Below are 17,327 nucleotides of genomic sequence, written 5' to 3' on the forward strand. Positions count from 1 at the left end.
TCATCATCCGGGGCGGGCCGGAGGGGGAGGGGTTCGGGGTGCTTGCCCCGGCCGCCGTCATCGCCATGCCGGGCATCTTGGACATGTCGTGCCCGCCGTGGTCCATGCCGCCCATGTCCCCGTGGTTCATGCCGCCCATGCCCTTGGCGAGCTCCGCCAGCACCCCTTCGGGCGTGCTGCCGTCCACGCCGTCCACCCAGTCGTCGAGGACGACGACCCACTCCTTGTCGTAGGAGAGCGGCTCCTTGGGGTCCTCCACGATCAGCGGCGCGTACAGGCCGCGGTCCTGCTGGACGCCCGAGTGCGGGTGCACCCAGTACGTGCCCGGACGCGGGACGGTGAAGCGGTAGTCGTACGACCCGCCCGCCCTTATCGCCCGCTGGGTGACGCCCGGCACGCCGTCCATGTCGTTGCGGAGCGCGAGGCCGTGCCAGTGCAGGGAGGTCGCCTCGGGCAGGTGGTTGGCGAGGGTCAGCGCGAGCGTGTCCCCGGCGGTGACCCGGATCTCCTGGCCGGGCAGCCGGTCGCCGTACGCCCAGGTGTCGACCTTCAGGCCGCCGCCCAGGTCGAGCGTCGCGCGGGTGGCCGTGAGCGCCACCTTCCGTACGGGCCCGGTGCCGCGTTTCGCCTCGGCGGCGGCGACCTCCTTGCCGTCCGGGGCGAGGTAGTCGGCGGACGGTGACGGGGAGGCGGCCTCGCCGCCGGAGCCGCTCGATCCGCCGCCGCAGGCGGCGAGCAGTCCGGTTCCGGCGACGGCTATGCCCGCGCCGAGCACGGCGCGGCGGGTGGTGTGACGCATGGAGGAAAGCACCTCGTGGTGTTGTCGGTTCCGTGGTGAGCGCGTGCGTGTACCGCGCGGGGCGGTACGTGCGGCTACACCCGCAGGACCGACAACTGGGCGAGGGCTTTGTGGCGTGGTGGGGGAGGGATGGGCCGGAGGGCGCGCAACAGCCGCGCCCGGAGCGTGCCCAGGGCGATGCCGGGGCGGTGCAGCGCGGCGGTGACCAGGAGCAGGACGATCGTCAGCAGGCCCGCGCCTAGTACGGCCAGGCAGACGGACATGGGGTCCATGCCGGTGTTTTGGCCGTGTGGGCTGCTGTGGGTGGTGCTGTGCGCCCACTCGTCTGCCTGCGCATGCTGTTCGGCGGCTGCCGGTGCGTCGTGGCTGGTCGCGCAGTTCCCCGCGCCCCTTACGGGGCACGGTTCGTGCCCCACCCCCGTCGGGTGCCCCAGCGTGTGCATCGTGACGATGCCCAGCAGCAGGGCGGAGAAGAGCAGCAGGCGGCCGCACCACGCGGTGGCCCTTCGCTGCCCGTTCATCGTTTCTCCCGAGGGACCCGGAAAGCACTCCCGCCGCACCCTACCCCCTTGGGGTATAGGAGTCGAAGGCGTGACCGAATGGGATGATGAGGCGAAAACGATTGACACACCCCGCGAAGGACGCTCCACCTCATCATGACCACCACGGAACAGGTGAGGGACAGCCGTCCCCTCGCCACGGGTGCCCCCACGCCGGGGCCGGACCGGACGCAGTACATCTCCTGGGTCGCCCTCGCGATGATGACCACGGCGTCCGTCGCCAACCTGCGGCCCTCGCCGTCGATGGCGCTCTACGGCCTCGCCGCCGTGTTCCTCTACCTCGTCCCCGCCGTGGTCTTCCTGCTGCCGACCGCCCTCGTCTCCGCCGAGCTCGCCTCCGGCTGGACCGGCGGTGTCTACCGGTGGGTGAGCGAGGCGCTCTCCAAGCCGCTCGGCTTCCTGGCCGTGTGGTGCCAGTTCGCGATGACCATCGCCTACTACCCGAGCCTGCTCGCCTATGTGGCGAGCACCTTCGCGTACGTCGTCGACCCCCGGCTCGCCGACAACGGCCTCTACATCGCGATCGTCATCGTCGTCGTGTACTGGTCCGGCGTGCTGATCTCCACGCGCGGCACGAAGGCCGTCGCCGGGCTGGCCGGCGCGGGTCTCGTCATCGGCACCCTGATCCCCGGTGTCGTCCTCGTCGTGCTGGGGCTCGTCTTCCTCGGCCAGGGCAACGCCTCCGCCGCCCCGATGGACAGCGGCCACCTGCTGCCGCCGTGGACGGGGCTCGCCAGCCTCGTCCTCATCGTCAACAACTTCCTGTCCTACGCGGGCATGGAGATGAACGGCGTGCACGTGGCCTCGCTGCGCGAGCCCGGCAAGCAGTTCCCCCGTTCGGTCTTCGCCGCCACCGGTCTCGTCCTGCTGATCTTCATCCTCCCGGCGCTCGCCATCAGCTGGGTCATGCCCGGCGAGGACCTCAGCCTGACCGCGGGCGTGATGCAGGCTTTCCAGGGCTTCTTCGACCACTTCCACGTCGGCTGGCTGACCAAGGTCGTCGGCCTGATGCTGGTCGTGGCCGCGCTCGGCGGCATGCTCGCCTGGCTGGCCGGTCCCTCGAAGGGGCTGCTGATGGTCGCCCGGCAGGAGGGCTACCTGCCGCCCGTGCTCCAGCGGCTCAACAAGAACGGCGTGCCGCGGAACATCCTTCTCGCCCAGGGCGCGCTCACCACGCTGATCGCCCTGCTCTACGCCTTCCTGCCCGACGTCTCCAGCGCCTACTGGATCTTCTCGGTCATCACCACCCAGATCTACCTGGTCGTCTACCTGCTGATGTTCGCCGCCGTCGTGAAGCTGCGGCGCACCCAGCCGGACCGCCCGCGCGGCTTCCGCGTCCCGGCCGTGCGGCTCGTCGCGGGTGTCGGCTTCGCGGCCTCGCTCGCGGCCATGTGCATCGGCTTCGTCCCGCCGGAGCAGTTCGGCGGCGGACCGCTGTGGCGCTACCTGCTCACCGTGGGCGGCGGGCTGCTCGTCATCGGCTTCCTCATCCCGCTCGCCTTCCTCGCCTTCCGCAAGCCCCACTGGGCCGCACCCGGGCACGGCGGGCACGGCGACGACGCCGCCGGGGACGCCGCCGGGGACTGACCGCACCCGCCTTCCGGCCGTCCGGCAGAGGAGGCGTGGCGCGGACACCCGCCGCGCGCCGGTACGGTCGTCTCGTCGCGCCCCGGCCGGTGGCCCCCGCCCCGGCCTGCGGGTGTCTCCCGATGGGGCGCGGTGGTGGACGGACGGCGACGAGGGGGACAGTGTGGACGGTATGGGACGCCCACCGGGGCACATGCTGAAGGTCGGCGGCGTGCCGCTGCACGTGGTGCGCGAGGGCGCCGGGCCCGTGTGCGTCCTCAGCGTGGGCCTCGGCATGGGCTGGTTCGACTGGGACCCCGTCGTGCCGCTGCTCGCCCCCCACCGCACGGTCGTCCGCTTCGACCGCCCCGGCCTGGGCTTCAGCGCCCCGCCCCTCGAACCGCCCACCGCCTCGGGCGAGGCCGACCGCATAGCGGGCGTCCTCGACGCCCTGGGCCTGGAGGGGCCCGCGACGGTCGTCGGGCACTCCCTCGCCGGCTTCCACGCCGAGGCCTTCGCCCGGCTCCACCCCGGGCGCACGGCCGGGATCGTCCTCGTCGACAGCAGCGTCGAGGAGGAGCCCCGGCCCGCCCCCGCCCGGGAGCTGCGCACCAACGCCGCGCACGCCCGCGGCCTGGTGCTCGCCGCCGCCGGGCTGCCGCGCGCCCTCGGCCCCTCGCTGCGCAGGCTGACCGTGCGGGCCTCCTCCGTCACCCGGCAGGACCCCGTGCCCGCCGAGCTGGTCCGCCGCACCTACGGCACCGGCCGGGTGCTGCGCGCCCTGCTGATGGAGAACGCCCGCTACCGCGACGTGGCCGCCGAGCTGCACGAGCTGCGCGAGGCCCATCCCCTGCCACCCGTCCCGGTGACGGTGCTCGCCGCCTCGCCCGGCACCGGCTCCGCCGTGGAGCGCCGCTGGCTGGAGCGCCAGCGCGCGCTCGCCGAGCGCCTCGACGGCCGCTTCGAGGCCGTCGCCCCCGCGGGGCACCTGCTGATGTACGACCGCCCGCAGGCCATCGCGTCCGCGGTCCTGGCGATGCCCCCGAACCGGGCGTAACCCCTGACCCGGCCGGGGAGCGGGCGGCGCCCCGGCCGTTACGCGCGCGCCCCCGGGCAGGCAAAATGGGCAGGGAGCAGTACACCCGCATGAGCCGATGCCTGCGCAACACTCGTACGCAATGCACGCGAAATCGTGTGGTGGGATGCTCATGTGCCCCCGACGTGCCCCGCGGCCGGGGAAGGGGTGGCCTGACCGAGGATAGGTGGATATGGATAAGCAGCAGGAGTTCGTGCTCCGCACGCTCGAAGAGCGCGACATCCGGTTCGTACGGCTGTGGTTCACCGATGTGCTGGGCTATCTGAAGTCCGTGGCCGTCGCCCCGGCGGAGCTGGAGCAGGCCTTCGACGAGGGCATCGGCTTCGACGGCTCGGCCATCGAGGGTTTCGCCCGTGTCTACGAGTCCGACATGATCGCCAAGCCGGACCCGGGCACTTTCCAGATCCTCCCCTGGCGCGCCGAGGCCCCCGGCACCGCCCGGATGTTCTGCGACATCCTGATGCCGGACGGCTCCCCCTCCTACGCCGACCCGCGCTACGTCCTCAAGCGCATCCTCGCCAAGACCTCCGACCTCGGCTTCACCTTCTACACCCACCCCGAGATCGAGTTCTTCCTGCTCAAGGACAAGCCCGTCGACGGCACCCGCCCGGTGCCCGCCGACAACTCCGGCTACTTCGACCACACCCCGCAGAACGTGGGCATGGACTTCCGCCGACAGGCCATCACCATGCTGGAGTCCATGGGCATCTCGGTCGAGTTCAGCCACCACGAGGGCGCCCCCGGCCAGCAGGAGATCGACCTGCGCTACGCCGACGCGCTCTCCACGGCCGACAACATCATGACCTTCCGGCTCGTGATGAAGCAGGTCGCGCTGGAGCAGGGCGTCCAGGCCACCTTCATGCCCAAGCCGTTCTCCGAGTTCCCCGGCTCCGGCATGCACACCCACCTGTCCCTCTTCGAGGGCGACCGGAACGCGTTCTACGAGTCCGGCGCGGAGTACCAGCTCTCCAAGGTCGGCCGCTCCTTCATCGCCGGTCTGCTCCGGCACGCCGCCGAGACCTCCGCCGTCACCAACCAGTGGGTGAACTCCTACAAGCGCATCTGGGGCGGCTCCCAGCGCACCGCGGGCGCCGGCGGCGAGGCCCCCTCGTACATCTGCTGGGGCCACAACAATCGCTCCGCGCTCATCCGCGTCCCGATGTACAAGCCCGGCAAGACGGGTTCGACGCGGGTCGAGGTCCGGTCGATCGACTCCGGCGCGAACCCGTACCTGACGTACGCGGTGCTGCTGGCCGCGGGCCTCAAGGGCATCGAGGAGGGCTACGAGCTGCCCGCGGGCGCCGACGACGACGTCTGGGCACTGTCGGACGCCGAGCGCCGCGCCATGGGCATCGAGCCGCTGCCGCAGAACCTCGGCGAGGCGATCGAGCTGATGGAGCGCAGCGAGCTGGTCGCCGAGACGCTCGGCGAGCACGTCTTCGACTTCTTCCTGCGGAACAAGAAGCAGGAGTGGGAGGAGTACCGTTCCGAGGTGACCGCGTTCGAGTTGCGGAAGATGTTGCCGGTTCTGTAGCCGTTGTCGGCTGTCCCGCCGTCGCCGCCTGCGGCGGGAGCGGCCTGCGGCCGCGTCCTCAAACGCCGGACGGGCTGGATATACCTGGCAAAGAGAGGGGATTCATGACCGTGCCGGACGGGCGTCGTAGTAGTTCCTACAGTCGGTTGCTGCGGCACGGGTTCACCGATGCCGTGGGGGCCGAGCGGCTGCTCGACGAGCCCGTGCTCGCCTCCGTGCGGTCCGATCCGCTGCTCCTCGACGCCCTCGGCGGCACCGCCGATCCCGACCTGGCCCTCCAGGGGCTCGTACGGCTTCTGGAGGCCATGGGCACCGCCGAGCGGCACACCCTCCTCGACACCCTCGTCACCGCCAAGCCCCTGCGCGACCGGCTGCTCGGGGTGCTCGGCGCCTCCACCGCCCTCGGCGACCACCTCGCCCGGCACCCCGGCGACTGGCACGCCCTCGTCGCCTACGAGCCCGCCGATCTCGACCCCGGCACCCCGGAGTTCGCGCGGGCCCTCGCCGAGGGGATGCGCGGCGAGCGCGTCTCCGGGCTGGCCCCCGCCGACGCCCTGCGCGCCGCCTACCGGCGCTGTCTGCTGACCATCGCCGCCCGCGACGTGTGCGGCACCACCGACGTCGCCCAGACCGCCGCCGAGCTCGCCGACCTCGCCACCGCCACCCTGCGCGTCGCCCTGGCCATCGCCGCCGAGGAGCAGCCCGAGGACGACCGGGCCTGTCGGCTCGCCGTCATCGGCATGGGCAAGTGCGGTGGCCGCGAGCTCAATTACGTCTCCGACGTGGACGTCGTCTTCGTGGCGGAACCCCGCGGCGGCACGGCCGAGGGCGTCGCCCTGCAGGCCGCGGCCCGGCTCGCCGCGCGGATGATGCGCGTCTGCTCCGACGTCACCCCCGAGGGCACCATCTGGCCCGTCGACGCCAACCTCCGCCCCGAGGGCCGCAACGGGCCGCTCGTGCGCACCCTCTCCAGCCACCTCGCCTACTACCAACGCTGGGCGAAGACCTGGGAGTTCCAGGCCCTGCTCAAGGCCCGGCCGGTCGCGGGCGACGCCGTGCTGGGGCAGGAGTACCTCGACGCCGTCTCCCCGCTGGTCTGGCAGGCCGCCGAGCGGGAGAACTTCGTCGCCGACGTCCAGCAGATGCGCCGCCGCGTCGTCGCCTCCATCCCCGCGGGCCAGGCCGAGCGCGAGCTGAAGCTCGGCCCCGGGGGCCTGCGCGACGTCGAGTTCGCCGTCCAGCTCCTCCAGCTCGTGCACGGCCGCAGCGACGCCACCCTCCGCGGCAGCGGCACCCTCGACGCGCTGACCGCCCTCGCCGCGGGCGGCTACGTGGGCCGTACCGACGCCGCCGCCCTCGACGCCGCCTACCGCTTCCTGCGCACCCTGGAGCACCACATCCAGCTCCACCGGCTGCGCCGCACCCACCTCATGCCCGAGGACCCGGCCGACCTGCGCCGCCTCGGGCGTTCCCTCGCCCGCGCCTTCCACTGGCCGCCCGGCACCGAACCCGTCGACGAGCTGGGCAGGATGTGGCGCAAGCACGCCCGCGAGGTGCGGCGCCTGCACGAGAAGCTGTTCTACCGGCCGCTGCTCGACGCCGTCGCCCAGCTGGAGCCCGGCGAGATCCGGCTCAGCGCCAAGGAGGCCGGCCACCGCCTGGAGGCCCTCGGCTACGCCGATCCGCTCGCCGCCCTGCGCCACCTGGAGGCCCTGGCCTCCGGCGTCAGCCGCAAGGCCGCCATCCAGCGCACCCTGCTGCCCGTCCTCCTCGGCTGGTTCGCGGACTCCGCCGACCCCGACGCCGGGCTGCTCAACTTCCACAAGGTCTCCGACGCGCTCGGCCGCACGCCGTGGTACCTACGGCTGCTGCGCGACGAGGGCGCCGCCGCCGAGAACCTCGCCCGCGTGCTCTCCGCCGGGCGCCTCGCCCCCGACCTGCTGCTGCGCGCCCCCGAGGCGGTCGCCCTGCTCGGCGACCCCGAGGGCCTGCGGTCCCGCGGCCGGGAGGCCCTGGAGCAGGAGACGCTGTCCGCCGTGGGCCGCGCCGAGGACGCCGAAGCGGCGATCGTGGCCGTGCGCGGGGTGCGCCGCCGGGAGCTCTTCCGCACCGCCGCCGCCGACATCATCGGCGCCTACGGGCCCGCCGGGCGCGGCAACGGCACCGCGGTGCCCGGCCGCACCGCCGAGATCCAGGACCCGCACCTGCGCGTCGACGCCGTGGGCGCCGCCGTCTCCGACGTCAACGCCGCGGCGCTCGCCGGGGCCCTGCGCGCCGCCGTGCGCGCCGAGTGGGGCGACACCCTGCCCGCCCGGTTCGCGGTCATCGGCATGGGCCGCTTCGGCGGCCACGAACAGGGCTACGGCTCGGACGCCGACGTGCTGTTCGTCCACGAGCCGCGCGAGGGCGTCGGTGACGAGGAGGCCGCCAAGGCCGCCTTCGCCGTCGCCACCGAGATGCGCAGACTCCTGCAGCTGCCCACCACCGACCCGCCGCTGCTCGTCGACGCCGACCTGCGGCCCGAGGGCAAGTCCGGGCCCATCGTGCGCAGCCTCGCCTCCTACGCCGCCTACTACCGGCGCTGGTCGCTGGTGTGGGAGAGCCAGGCCCTGCTGCGCGCCCGGCCCGTCGCGGGCGACGCCGACCTCGGCGCGCGCTTCGTCGAGCTGATCGACCCGCTGCGCTACCCCATGGAGGGTCTCGGCGAGGACGCGGTCCGCGAGATCAGACGGCTCAAGGCCCGGATGGAGTCCGAGCGGATGCCGCGCGGCGCCGACCCGACGACCCACACCAAGCTCGGGCGCGGCGGTCTGTCCGACGTCGAGTGGACCGTCCAGCTGCTCCAGATGCGGCACGGCTGGGCGGAGCCGGGGCTGCGCACCACGCGCACCCGCGAGGCCCTGCACGCGGCCCGTGCCGCCGAGCTGCTGACCACGGAGGAGGCGGCCATACTGGACGACGCGTGGGTGCTCGCCACGAGCGTCCGCAACGCCGTCATGCTCGTGCGCGGGCGGGCCGGGGACACCTTCCCCTCCCACAGCCGCGAGCTGGCCGCCGTCGGCCGTTACCTCGGCTACGAGCCCGGTCACGTGGGCGACATGCTCGACGACTACCGCCGCACCACCCGCCGCGCGCGGGCCGTGGTGGACGACCTGTTCTACGGCGCCTGAAGTCCTACTGAATTTCTACGGGGCCCGGAGTCCCGCCACATGGCGGGGCAGGGCGTACGGCGAGGAGCGGTACCAGCCGTACGCCACGGCGAACCCGAAGCCCAGGCAGAGCAGTCCGCCCACCGCGTCCAGCAGGAAGTGGTTGGCGGTCGCCACGATCACCACCAGGGTGGCCACCGGGTAGAGGGCGCCCAGCACCCTCACCCACACCGGGCGGGCCAGCGCCGCGATGGTGACGCCGCACCAGGCCGACCACCCGATGTGCATCGACGGCATCGCCGCGTACTGGTTGGACACGTCGGCCAGGTTCCCCGAGGCCATCGAGCCCCAGGTGTGGTGCACCACGACCGTGTCGACGAAGTCCACGCCGTCCATCAGCCGCGGCGGGGCCAGCGGGTAGAGGTAATAGCCCGCCAACGCGACGGCGGTGGTGGCGAACAGGGCCAGCCGGGCCGCGGCGTAGCGGCCGGGGTGCCAGTGGTAGAGCCACACCAGCACCCCGATCGTGAGGACGAAGTGCAGGGTGGCGTAGTAGTAGTTCATCCCCACGATCAGCCAGGTGACCGAGTCGACCGCGTGGTTGACCGTGCGTTCGACGGCGATGTGCAGGGAGTTCTCGGCGCGCCATATCCAGTCGGCGTTGCGCAGGGCCTGGTCCCGCTGTTCCGGGACCGCGTTGCGCACGAGGGAGTACGTCCAGTAGCTCACCGCGATCAGCAGTACTTCGAACCACAGGCGTGGCCGGCGCGGCGAGCGCAACTGCCGCAGGAAGTCCCGTTCCGCCGACGGCCGGTCCGCTCGCTCCTCGGTGGGTGGCGGGGCGGCCGTGCGGCCTTCCAGTGAGCCTGCTGTCGCTTCACCCATAGCGAACCAGTCTGCCAGAAAGCCGCCTGGGGCAGATCATCCCCAAGTCTGGTCTTCGCCGCTTTCCGCCCCGTTCGCCCCCACCGTACGAGCGCCCGTACGCGCATCTGTGCGGCCCTGGCCGGGGACGGCCCCGGTGAGGGTGGCCGCGCCGCCACGGTCCGTGCCCGGCGCCTCGGCCGGGCACGCGGCCGTCGACCCCCGGACCACCAGCTCGGGCAGGAAGACGAACTCGCTGTGCGGGGCCGGGGTGCCGCCGACCTCCTCCAGCAGGGCCCCCACGGCCGCCTGCCCCATGGCCTGCACCGGCTGCCGGATCGTGGTCAGCGGCGGGTCCGTGAAGGCGATGAGCGGCGAGTCGTCGAAGCCGACCACCGAGACGTCCCGCGGGACCTCCAGGCCGCGCTGGCGGGCCGCCCGCACGGCCCCCAGGGCCATCATGTCGCTCGCGCACACGACGGCCGTGCAGCCCCTCTCCAGCAGCGCGGCGGCGGCCGCCTGGCCGCCCTCCAGGCTGAACAGCGAGTGCTGCACCAGCTCCCGCGCCCCGGCCCCGTCCAGCCCCAGGCGCTCGCGCATGGCCGCCAGGAAGCCCTCGATCTTCCGCTGCACCGGCACGTACCGCTCGGGCCCCAGCGCGAGCCCGATGCGGCGGTGCCCCAGCGCGGCCAGGTGCGTGACGGCCAGGTGCACGGCCGCCCGGTCGTCGGGGGAGACGAAAGGGGCCCGCACCTTGTCCGAGAAGCCGTTGATGAGCACGAACGGCACGCCCTGGGCCCGCAGCCGCTCGTAGCGCTGCATGTCCGCGGAGGTGTCCGCGTGCAGCCCGGAGACGAAGATGATCCCGGCGACCCCCCGGTCCACCAGCATCTCCGTCAGCTCGTCCTCGGTCGAGCCGCCCGGGGTCTGGGTGGCCAGCACCGGCGTATAGCCCTGCCGGGTCAGCGCCTGCCCTATCACCTGGGCGAACGCCGGGAAGATGGGATTGTCCAGCTCCGGGGTGATCAGCCCGACCAGCCCGGCGCTGCGCTGCCGCAGCCGCACGGGCCGCTCGTAGCCCAGCACGTCGAGCGCGGCCAGCACGGACTGGCGGGTGGAGGCGGCGACCCCCGGCTTCCCGTTGAGGACGCGGCTGACGGTTGCTTCGCTGACACCCGCCTGGGCTGCGATGTCGGCCAGCCTTGCGGTCACAGGATGCGACCTTACCGGTCGCATGTCAGACTGCCCACCAGACACAGGAATCCGAAGGCAGACGCACCGCGGCACCCGCGAACTCCAGGGCCGCCGTCGCCAGCACCGGACGCCCCGGAACCGGCAGCTCCACCTCGTGGCCGAGCGTGTTGAGCGTGCACACGAAGCCCGGCCGGGACAGCGCCAGCACCCCCTCCGGCGCGTCCAGCCAGCGCATCTCCCCGTCACCGAGCCCGGCGAGCTCGCGGCGGAGCGTCAGCGCCGAGCGGTAGAGCTCCAGCGTGGAGCGCGGGTCCCCCGACTGCGCCGCCACCGACAGCTCGCGCCACTGCTCGGGCTGCGGCAGCCAGCTGCCGCCCGGCCCGAAGCCGTACGGGGCCGACTCGCCCGACCACGGGATCGGCACCCGGCAGCCGTCCCGGGTGCCGTCCTGCCCGTCCCCCCGGAAGAAGGCCGGGTCCTGCCGCACCTCGTCCGGCAGATCCACCACCTCGGGCAGCCCCAGCTCCTCGCCCTGGTAGACGTAGGCCGAGCCGGGCAGCGCCAGCATCAGCAGGGCCGCCGCCCGCGCCCGCCGCAGGCCCGGCTCGCCGCCGCCGTAGCGGGTGGTGTGCCGCACCACGTCGTGGTTGGACAGCACCCACGTGGTCGGCGCCCCCACCGACAGCGTGGCCGCCAGTGACTCGTCGATCACCTTCCGCATCGACGGCGCGTCCCAGTCGCAGGTCAGGAACTGGAAGTTGAACGCCTGGTGCAGCTCGTCCGGCCGTACGTACAGCGCCAGCCGCTCCGAGGTCGGCGCCCAGGCCTCCGCGACGCCGATCCGCTCGCCCTCGTAGGAGTCCAGCAGCGCCCGCCACCCGCGGTGGATCTCGTGCACCCCGTCCTGGTCGAAGAACGGCAGCACCTGCGCGCCGATCAGCTTCGCCTGCTCCTTGCGGCCGATGTCCGGCAGCCCCGGCGCCTTGACCATGCCGTGCGCCACGTCGATACGGAAGCCGTCCACGCCCAGGTCGAGCCAGAACCGCAGCACCGACTCGAACTCCTGGCGGACCTCCGGGTTCTCCCAGTTCAGGTCCGGCTGCTCCGGCGCGAAGAGGTGCAGGTACCACTCGCCGGGCTCCCCGCCGGGACCCGTCGTCCGCGTCCAGGCCGGGCCGCCGAAGACGGACTCCCAGTCGTTCGGCGGGAGTTCGCCGCCGGTGCCCCGGCCCGGACGGAAGTGGTAGCGCTCGCGGGCCGTCCCCCCCGGGCGGTCCGCGAGCGCTTCCCGGAACCACGCGTGCCGTTCGGACGTGTGGTTGGGCACGATGTCCACGATGACTCGCAGCCCCAGCCGGTGCGCCTCCCGTACCAGGTCGTCCGCGTCCGACAGCTCGCCGAACAGCGGGTCCACGGCGCGGTAGTCCGCCACGTCGTAGCCGCCGTCCGCCTGCGGCGAGGCGTAGAACGGCGTCAGCCACACCGCGTCCACCCCCAGCTCCGCCAGATACGGCAGCCGCTGCCGGATCCCGCGCAGATCGCCGATGCCGTCGCCGTCGCTGTCGGCGAACGAACGCACGTACACCTGGTAGATGACGGCGCTGCGCCACCAGCCGTCCGCCGGGGCGGATGGAGCGGCGGCCGGGCGGACGGAGGGCGCGAGGTCCTGGGTCATGTACTTCCCTAGGTGTCGAAGGGTGCGGACGAGAGGTGCGGTCGGACGGAATGGAACGGAACGGAAACGGAAGGGGCGGGGGCGGTGCGAAAGGCGGTGCGCACGTGACAACGCGCGCCCCGCGCGTCCGGTGACGCCCCGCGGGCCGGGCTCAGCCCTTGGTGCCGCCGGCGGTCAGCCCGGCGACCAGGTGCCGCTGGGCCAGGAAGAAGACGGCGGCCGCCGGGATGGTGATGAGCACCGCCGCGGCCGTCATCAGCCCCCACTCGGCCTTCTGCTGGCCGACGAAGGTCTGGAGCCCGACCGCGAGGGTGTAGTGCTCCTCGCTGCTCATGAACTGGGTGGCGAAGGCGACCTCGCCCCAGGCGGTGATGAAGGAGTAGAAGGCGGTGACGGCCAGACCGGGCCGGGCCAGCGGCAGCACCAGCCGCCAGAAGGTGCCGAACGGGCTCAGCCCGTCCACCCGGCCCGCCTCGTCGATCTCGGCGGGAATGGTGTCGAAGTACCCCTTGAGCATCCAGGCGCAGAACGGCACGGAGACCGAGCAGTAGGTCACGATCAGACCCGTGTAGGAGTCCAGGAGTTCGAGCTCACCCAGAATGTTGTACAGCGGCACGATCAGCACCGCCATCGGGAACATTTGCACGATCAGGAAAGTCCACATCAGCGGCCGGTGCCCCGGGAACCGCATCCGCGACACGGCGTAGCCCGCCGTCGCCGCCGTGAACACCCCGAGCAGCGTGGCCCCCAGCGCCACGATCACCGAGTTCCCGAACCACGTGAGGAACTTGGTGTGCTCCAGTATGTGCGTGTAGTTGGAGACGTCGAAGCCGGTGAGCCGCGTCGGCTCCTGCCAGCCGTCCCGCCCGCGCAGCGACACGAACACGACGAACAGCACGGGGAAGACGGCCACCAGGCTCGCCAGGACCAGTGCCGTGTGCAGCGCCGCGGAGGCGCCGCGCGAGCGCTCGCCGCGGGCTCGTGGGGTGGTGGAGCTCATCGCGTGGTCTCCTCCTGTCGGGAGAGCATCCTGCGGTAGAAGACGGCGAAGACCAGCAGCAGCGAGAGGATGAGGATGCCGTACGTGGCCGAGCCCGCGTAGTCGCGCACGCCCTGGAACGCCAGCCGGTAGGCGTACGTCACGAGGATCTCGCTGTCGGAGCTCGCGCCCTGCCCGATCAGCAGGTAGATCACCTGGAACATGTTGAACGTCCAGATGACGCCCAGCAGGATCACCGTCCCGCTCACCGGCCGCAGCCCCGGCAGCGTCACGTGCCGGAACCGCTGCCACGGCGAGGCGCCGTCCATCTCCGCCGCCTCGTGCAACTCCCTGGGTATCGCCTGGAGCCCGCCGAGGATCGCCACCATCATGAACGGCACGCCCAGCCATACGTTGACCGCGACCGCCGCCATCTTCTGCAGGGTGCTGTCCCCGAGCCAGTCCACGGCGCCGACGCCGAGCTTCTCCAGGAAAGCGTTCAGCACCCCGTACTTCTCGTTGAACATCAGCCGCCAGGAGAACGTGGCGACGAACGCGGGCACCGCCCACGGCAGGATCAGCAGCACCCGGTACAGCGCCCGGAACCGCATCGGCCGGTTCAGCAGCAGCGCAAGACCGAGCCCGATCGCGTAGTGCAGGACGACGCAGGACGCCGTCCACACCACCGTCCAGCCCAGCCGGGAGTAGAAGTGCCCCTCCTGGCCGGACAGCACCTTCCAGTAGTTGTCCAGGCCCACGGCCTTGTACGTCGCGGGGATGTGGTTGACCCCGATGGTGCGGCCGACGTTGGCCTCGTTGGCGTCGGTGAAGGACAGGTAGATGCCCTTCCCCAGCGGATAGCCGACGAGCACGGCCAGGACCACGACCACCGGCAGGACCATGGCCCAGGCGTACCAGTGGGTCTCGAAGGAGCGTCTGGCCCGGGTGACGAGCGCTGTCATCGCCGTGGCCCTACTTCGCGATCCCGTAGTCCTTGAGCAGCGCGGACTGCCAGGCCTTCGCCGTGGCGTCCAGGCCCTCCCGCGGCTGCTCCTTCAGCGTGAGGATCTTGGTGTAGTGCTGGAGCCAGTCCGTGAAGAGGTCGCCGCCCTGCGGGATCCGCGGCCGCGGGTGCGCCTTGCCCAGCGCGTCGTGGAACGACTTGCGCACCGGGTCGGCCAGCACGTCGTTCGTGTACGCCGACTTGCGGGTCGGCAGCACGCCGATCTCCTTCGAGACGGCCTCCTGCTGCGCGGCCTCGGTCATGAACCGGGTGAAGAGGTACGAGGCGTCGAAGTTCTTCGAGCCCGCGTAGACGACGAGGTTGTGGCCGCCGACCGGGGCCCCCGCCGTGCCGGTGGAACCGGCCGGGACGGGCGCGATGCCCAGGTTGTCACGGGACTTGTAGGCGTCGCCGCCGAAGATCTCCTTGGTCGCCCACGGCCCGTCGATGAGCATCGCGAGCTTGCCGTTCTTGAAGTCCGTCTTCAGCGCGTTGTAGCCGTCCGTGCCCGCGGGCTTGGGCGCGGCACCGGACTTCACCAGGTCGACGGCCGTCTCGATGCCCTTCAGGGACGCGGCGTCGGCGATGGTGATCTGCTTCCTGTCCGGGTCGACCATGTCGCTGTTCTCGCCGTAGAGGAAGGGCAGCGAGTAGTAGCTGTCCGGGCTGAGGCCGATGCCCTCGGCGCCCGTCTTCTCCTTGATCTTCTGGGCGGCGTCCTTGACGGCCTTCCAGTCGGCGGGCGGCTTGTCGATGCCCGCCTTCTGGAACAGCTCCTTGTTGTAGAGCAGCCCCAGGGTGTCGGTGACCTGCGGGACGCCGTACGTCTTGTCCTGGTATGCGGCGTTCTTCAGCGGCCCGTCGAGGAAGTCGTCCGGCTTGTCGAGCGCGGGCGTGCCCGTGAGGTCCTTGAGATAGCCGAGCTGGGCGAAGCCCGGCGTCCAGCCCACGTCCGAGCGCAGCACGTCGGGCGCGCCCTTGCCGGTGGCCGCCGCCGTCTTGAACTTCTGCTGCGCCTGGTCGAACGGCACGTTGACGTAATCGACCTTGATCTTGGGGTACTTGGCCTCGAAGGCCGACACCAGCTTCTTGAAGGCCGGGGCCTCGTTGGTGGCGTCCGAGGTGTCCCACCAGGTGACGGTGCCGCTCACGCTGCCCGGGTCGTTCGCCGCCTTGGCGCCGTCCCCGCCGTCGCTGCCGCTGTCGCCGCTGCCGCCGCACGCGGTCGCGGTCAGGGCGAGTGCGCCGACGATGGCCACAACCGATATGCCTCTTCGCATATGGATGATCCCCTCATCAAGGGGGCCGACCGGTCGTGGGCGGCCCGAGCTGTGGAGGAACGTAACAGGCTGCAATCTCTTGCGAAAGGGCTTGCAAGAAGGAAACGGCAAGATTTCCGGGTTGTAACCGGCTTGTGTCCCAAGGGTTGACCGGTGCGGGGCGGGCTCGTACGGTCTCGTGGGCGGCGCGTTGACGCTTTCTTGCGGCGGATTGCCGCCGATTGCCGCAGTCTTGCCACGGTTTTGCGCAAGAACCTTCAGGACATCCCCCACCGTCAGGAGCCCCCCATGGCCGGTGCCGTCATACCCGGAATCGTTCGAAGAACCCTGGCCGCTGGGGTCGCCCTCGTGGCGTGCGCCGCGCTCGGCACCCCGCAGGCGCGGGCGGAGGCGCGGGCGAGTGCGCCCGGCTCCGGGGGCAAGGACGTCACCGCCGTCCTCTTCGAGTGGCGCTACGACGCGGTCGCGAAGGAGTGCGGCCGCGCGCTCGGCCCCGCCGGTTACGGCTTCGTCCAGGTGTCACCGCCTCAGGAGCACATCCAGGGCCCGCAGTGGTGGACCTCCTACCAGCCCGTCAGCTACCGCGTCGCGGGCCGGCTCGGTGACCGCGCTGCTTTCGCGGACATGGTCACCGCCTGCCACCGCGCGGGCGTGAAGGTCGTCGTCGACGCCGTCGTCAACCACATGTCCGCCGGGAACGGCACCGGGACGGGCGGCACGCCGTATACGAAGTACGCCTACCCGGGCGTCTATGAGGACCGGGACTTCCACGCCTGCCGCAAGCCCGTGAGTGACTACGGCGATCGCTCCGACGTGCAGAACTGCGAACTCGTGGGCCTTGCGGACCTGGACACCGGCAGCGACCGGGTCCGTGACCGGCTCGCGGGATATCTGAACGACCTGCTGTCGCTGGGCGTGGACGGCTTCCGTGTCGACGCGGCGAAGCATGTCGCCGCCGAGGACCTGGCGGCGGTGAAGTCCAGGCTGAGCAAGCCGGACGTCTACTGGAAGCAGGAGACCATCTACGGCGCGGGCGAGGCGGTGCGGCCCGAGGAGTACGTACGCAACGGGGACGTCCAGGAGTTCCGCTACGCGTGGGATCTGAAACGGGTCTTCCAGCGGGAGCGGCTGGCCTATCTGCGCAATTACGGGGAGGGCTGGGCGTATCTGCCGGGTGGGTCGGCGTCCGTCTTCGTCGACAACCACGACACGGAGCGGAACGGCGACACGCTCACGTACAAGGACGGCGCGGACTACACACTCGCGCATGTCTTCATGCTCGCGTGGCCGTACGGGTCGCCCGACGTGCACTCGGGTTATGAGTTCACGGATCGTGACGCGGGGCCGCCGAATGGTGGTGCGGTTGCCGCTTGTTGGCAGGACGGCTGGAAGTGCCAGCACGACTGGCCGGAGATCCGGGCGATGGTGGGGTTCCGCAATGCGGTGCGGGGCGAGGCGGTTTCGGACTGGTGGGACAACGGTTACCAGGCGATTGCCTTCGGGCGGGGGAGCCGGGGCTATGTGGTGGTGAACCACGAGGGGTTCGCGGTGAGCCGCACGTTCCAGACGTCGCTGGCGGCGGGGTCTTATTGCGATGTCCAGGCGCGTCGTGTGGTGACGGTCGATGG

Annotated in this window: 13 protein-coding genes; 5 read left to right on the forward strand and 8 right to left on the reverse strand. The window is 71.8% G+C overall.

The features are described from left to right. Nucleotides 1–799, reverse strand: a 799-nt coding sequence (locus K6I34_RS13585; RefSeq protein WP_229325705.1) for a multicopper oxidase domain-containing protein, incomplete at its 3' end; no start/stop codon positions are given. Between the two features lie 74 nt (nt 800–873). Next, nucleotides 874–1,320, reverse strand: a complete 447-nt coding sequence (locus K6I34_RS13590) for a DUF6153 family protein (protein WP_229325707.1) — start codon at nt 1,318–1,320, stop codon at nt 874–876. A gap of 135 nt (nt 1,321–1,455) precedes the next feature. Between K6I34_RS13590 and K6I34_RS13595 the strand changes: the two genes are divergently transcribed. The 4 genes from K6I34_RS13595 (at nt 1,456) to K6I34_RS13610 (ending at nt 8,725) form a co-directional block, all read left to right on the forward strand. Beyond that, nucleotides 1,456–2,946, forward strand: coding sequence for an APC family permease (locus K6I34_RS13595; protein ID WP_229325709.1), 1,491 nt, complete (start codon nt 1,456–1,458; stop codon nt 2,944–2,946). A 172-nt stretch (nt 2,947–3,118) separates the two neighbouring features. Then, a complete protein-coding gene (locus tag K6I34_RS13600; RefSeq protein ID WP_229325712.1) occupies nt 3,119–3,982 on the forward strand; it encodes an alpha/beta fold hydrolase in 864 nt (287 codons plus the stop codon). A gap of 211 nt (nt 3,983–4,193) precedes the next feature. Beyond that, nucleotides 4,194–5,555: a type I glutamate--ammonia ligase gene (glnA, locus tag K6I34_RS13605; RefSeq protein WP_229325713.1), complete on the forward strand. Its 1,362-nt coding sequence runs from the start codon at nt 4,194–4,196 to the stop codon at nt 5,553–5,555. A 104-nt stretch (nt 5,556–5,659) separates the two neighbouring features. Beyond that, nucleotides 5,660–8,725 carry a bifunctional [glutamine synthetase] adenylyltransferase/[glutamine synthetase]-adenylyl-L-tyrosine phosphorylase gene (locus tag K6I34_RS13610; RefSeq protein WP_229325715.1) on the forward strand — a complete coding sequence of 1,022 codons (3,066 nt, stop codon included), beginning with the start codon at nt 5,660–5,662 and terminating at the stop codon, nt 8,723–8,725. 15 nt (nt 8,726–8,740) lie between these two features. On the opposite strand, the gene K6I34_RS13615 is transcribed toward K6I34_RS13610, so the two are convergent. From K6I34_RS13615 to K6I34_RS13640, 6 genes are all read right to left on the reverse strand, one after another. Then, entirely contained in the window at nt 8,741–9,589 is an 849-nt protein-coding gene (locus tag K6I34_RS13615; RefSeq protein WP_229325717.1) for a phosphatase PAP2 family protein, read from the reverse strand. 36 nt (nt 9,590–9,625) lie between these two features. Then, complete coding sequence (locus K6I34_RS13620; RefSeq protein WP_229325719.1) at nt 9,626–10,780, reverse strand: LacI family DNA-binding transcriptional regulator; 1,155 nt, start codon at nt 10,778–10,780, stop codon at nt 9,626–9,628. 25 nt (nt 10,781–10,805) lie between these two features. Further along, nucleotides 10,806–12,437 carry a glycoside hydrolase family 13 protein gene (locus K6I34_RS13625; RefSeq protein ID WP_229325721.1) on the reverse strand — a complete coding sequence of 544 codons (1,632 nt, stop codon included), beginning with the start codon at nt 12,435–12,437 and terminating at the stop codon, nt 10,806–10,808. A gap of 151 nt (nt 12,438–12,588) precedes the next feature. Continuing rightward, complete coding sequence (locus tag K6I34_RS13630; protein WP_229325723.1) at nt 12,589–13,437, reverse strand: sugar ABC transporter permease; 849 nt, start codon at nt 13,435–13,437, stop codon at nt 12,589–12,591. After that, nucleotides 13,434–14,378: a carbohydrate ABC transporter permease gene (locus tag K6I34_RS13635; RefSeq protein ID WP_229325725.1), complete on the reverse strand. Its 945-nt coding sequence runs from the start codon at nt 14,376–14,378 to the stop codon at nt 13,434–13,436. The genes K6I34_RS13630 and K6I34_RS13635 overlap by 4 nt, the downstream gene beginning before the upstream one ends. Nucleotides 14,379–14,388: 10 nt before the next feature. Further along, nucleotides 14,389–15,699 carry an extracellular solute-binding protein gene (locus tag K6I34_RS13640; RefSeq protein ID WP_229325727.1) on the reverse strand — a complete coding sequence of 437 codons (1,311 nt, stop codon included), beginning with the start codon at nt 15,697–15,699 and terminating at the stop codon, nt 14,389–14,391. Between the two features lie 288 nt (nt 15,700–15,987). Here K6I34_RS13640 and K6I34_RS13645 point away from each other — a divergent pair. Continuing rightward, the coding region (locus K6I34_RS13645) for an alpha-amylase family protein (RefSeq protein WP_229325729.1) at nt 15,988–17,327 on the forward strand (1,340 nt) is incomplete at its 3' end.

This window comes from Streptomyces sp. UNOC14_S4 (assembly GCF_020740835.1).
GTDB lineage: Bacteria > Actinomycetota > Actinomycetes > Streptomycetales > Streptomycetaceae > Streptomyces.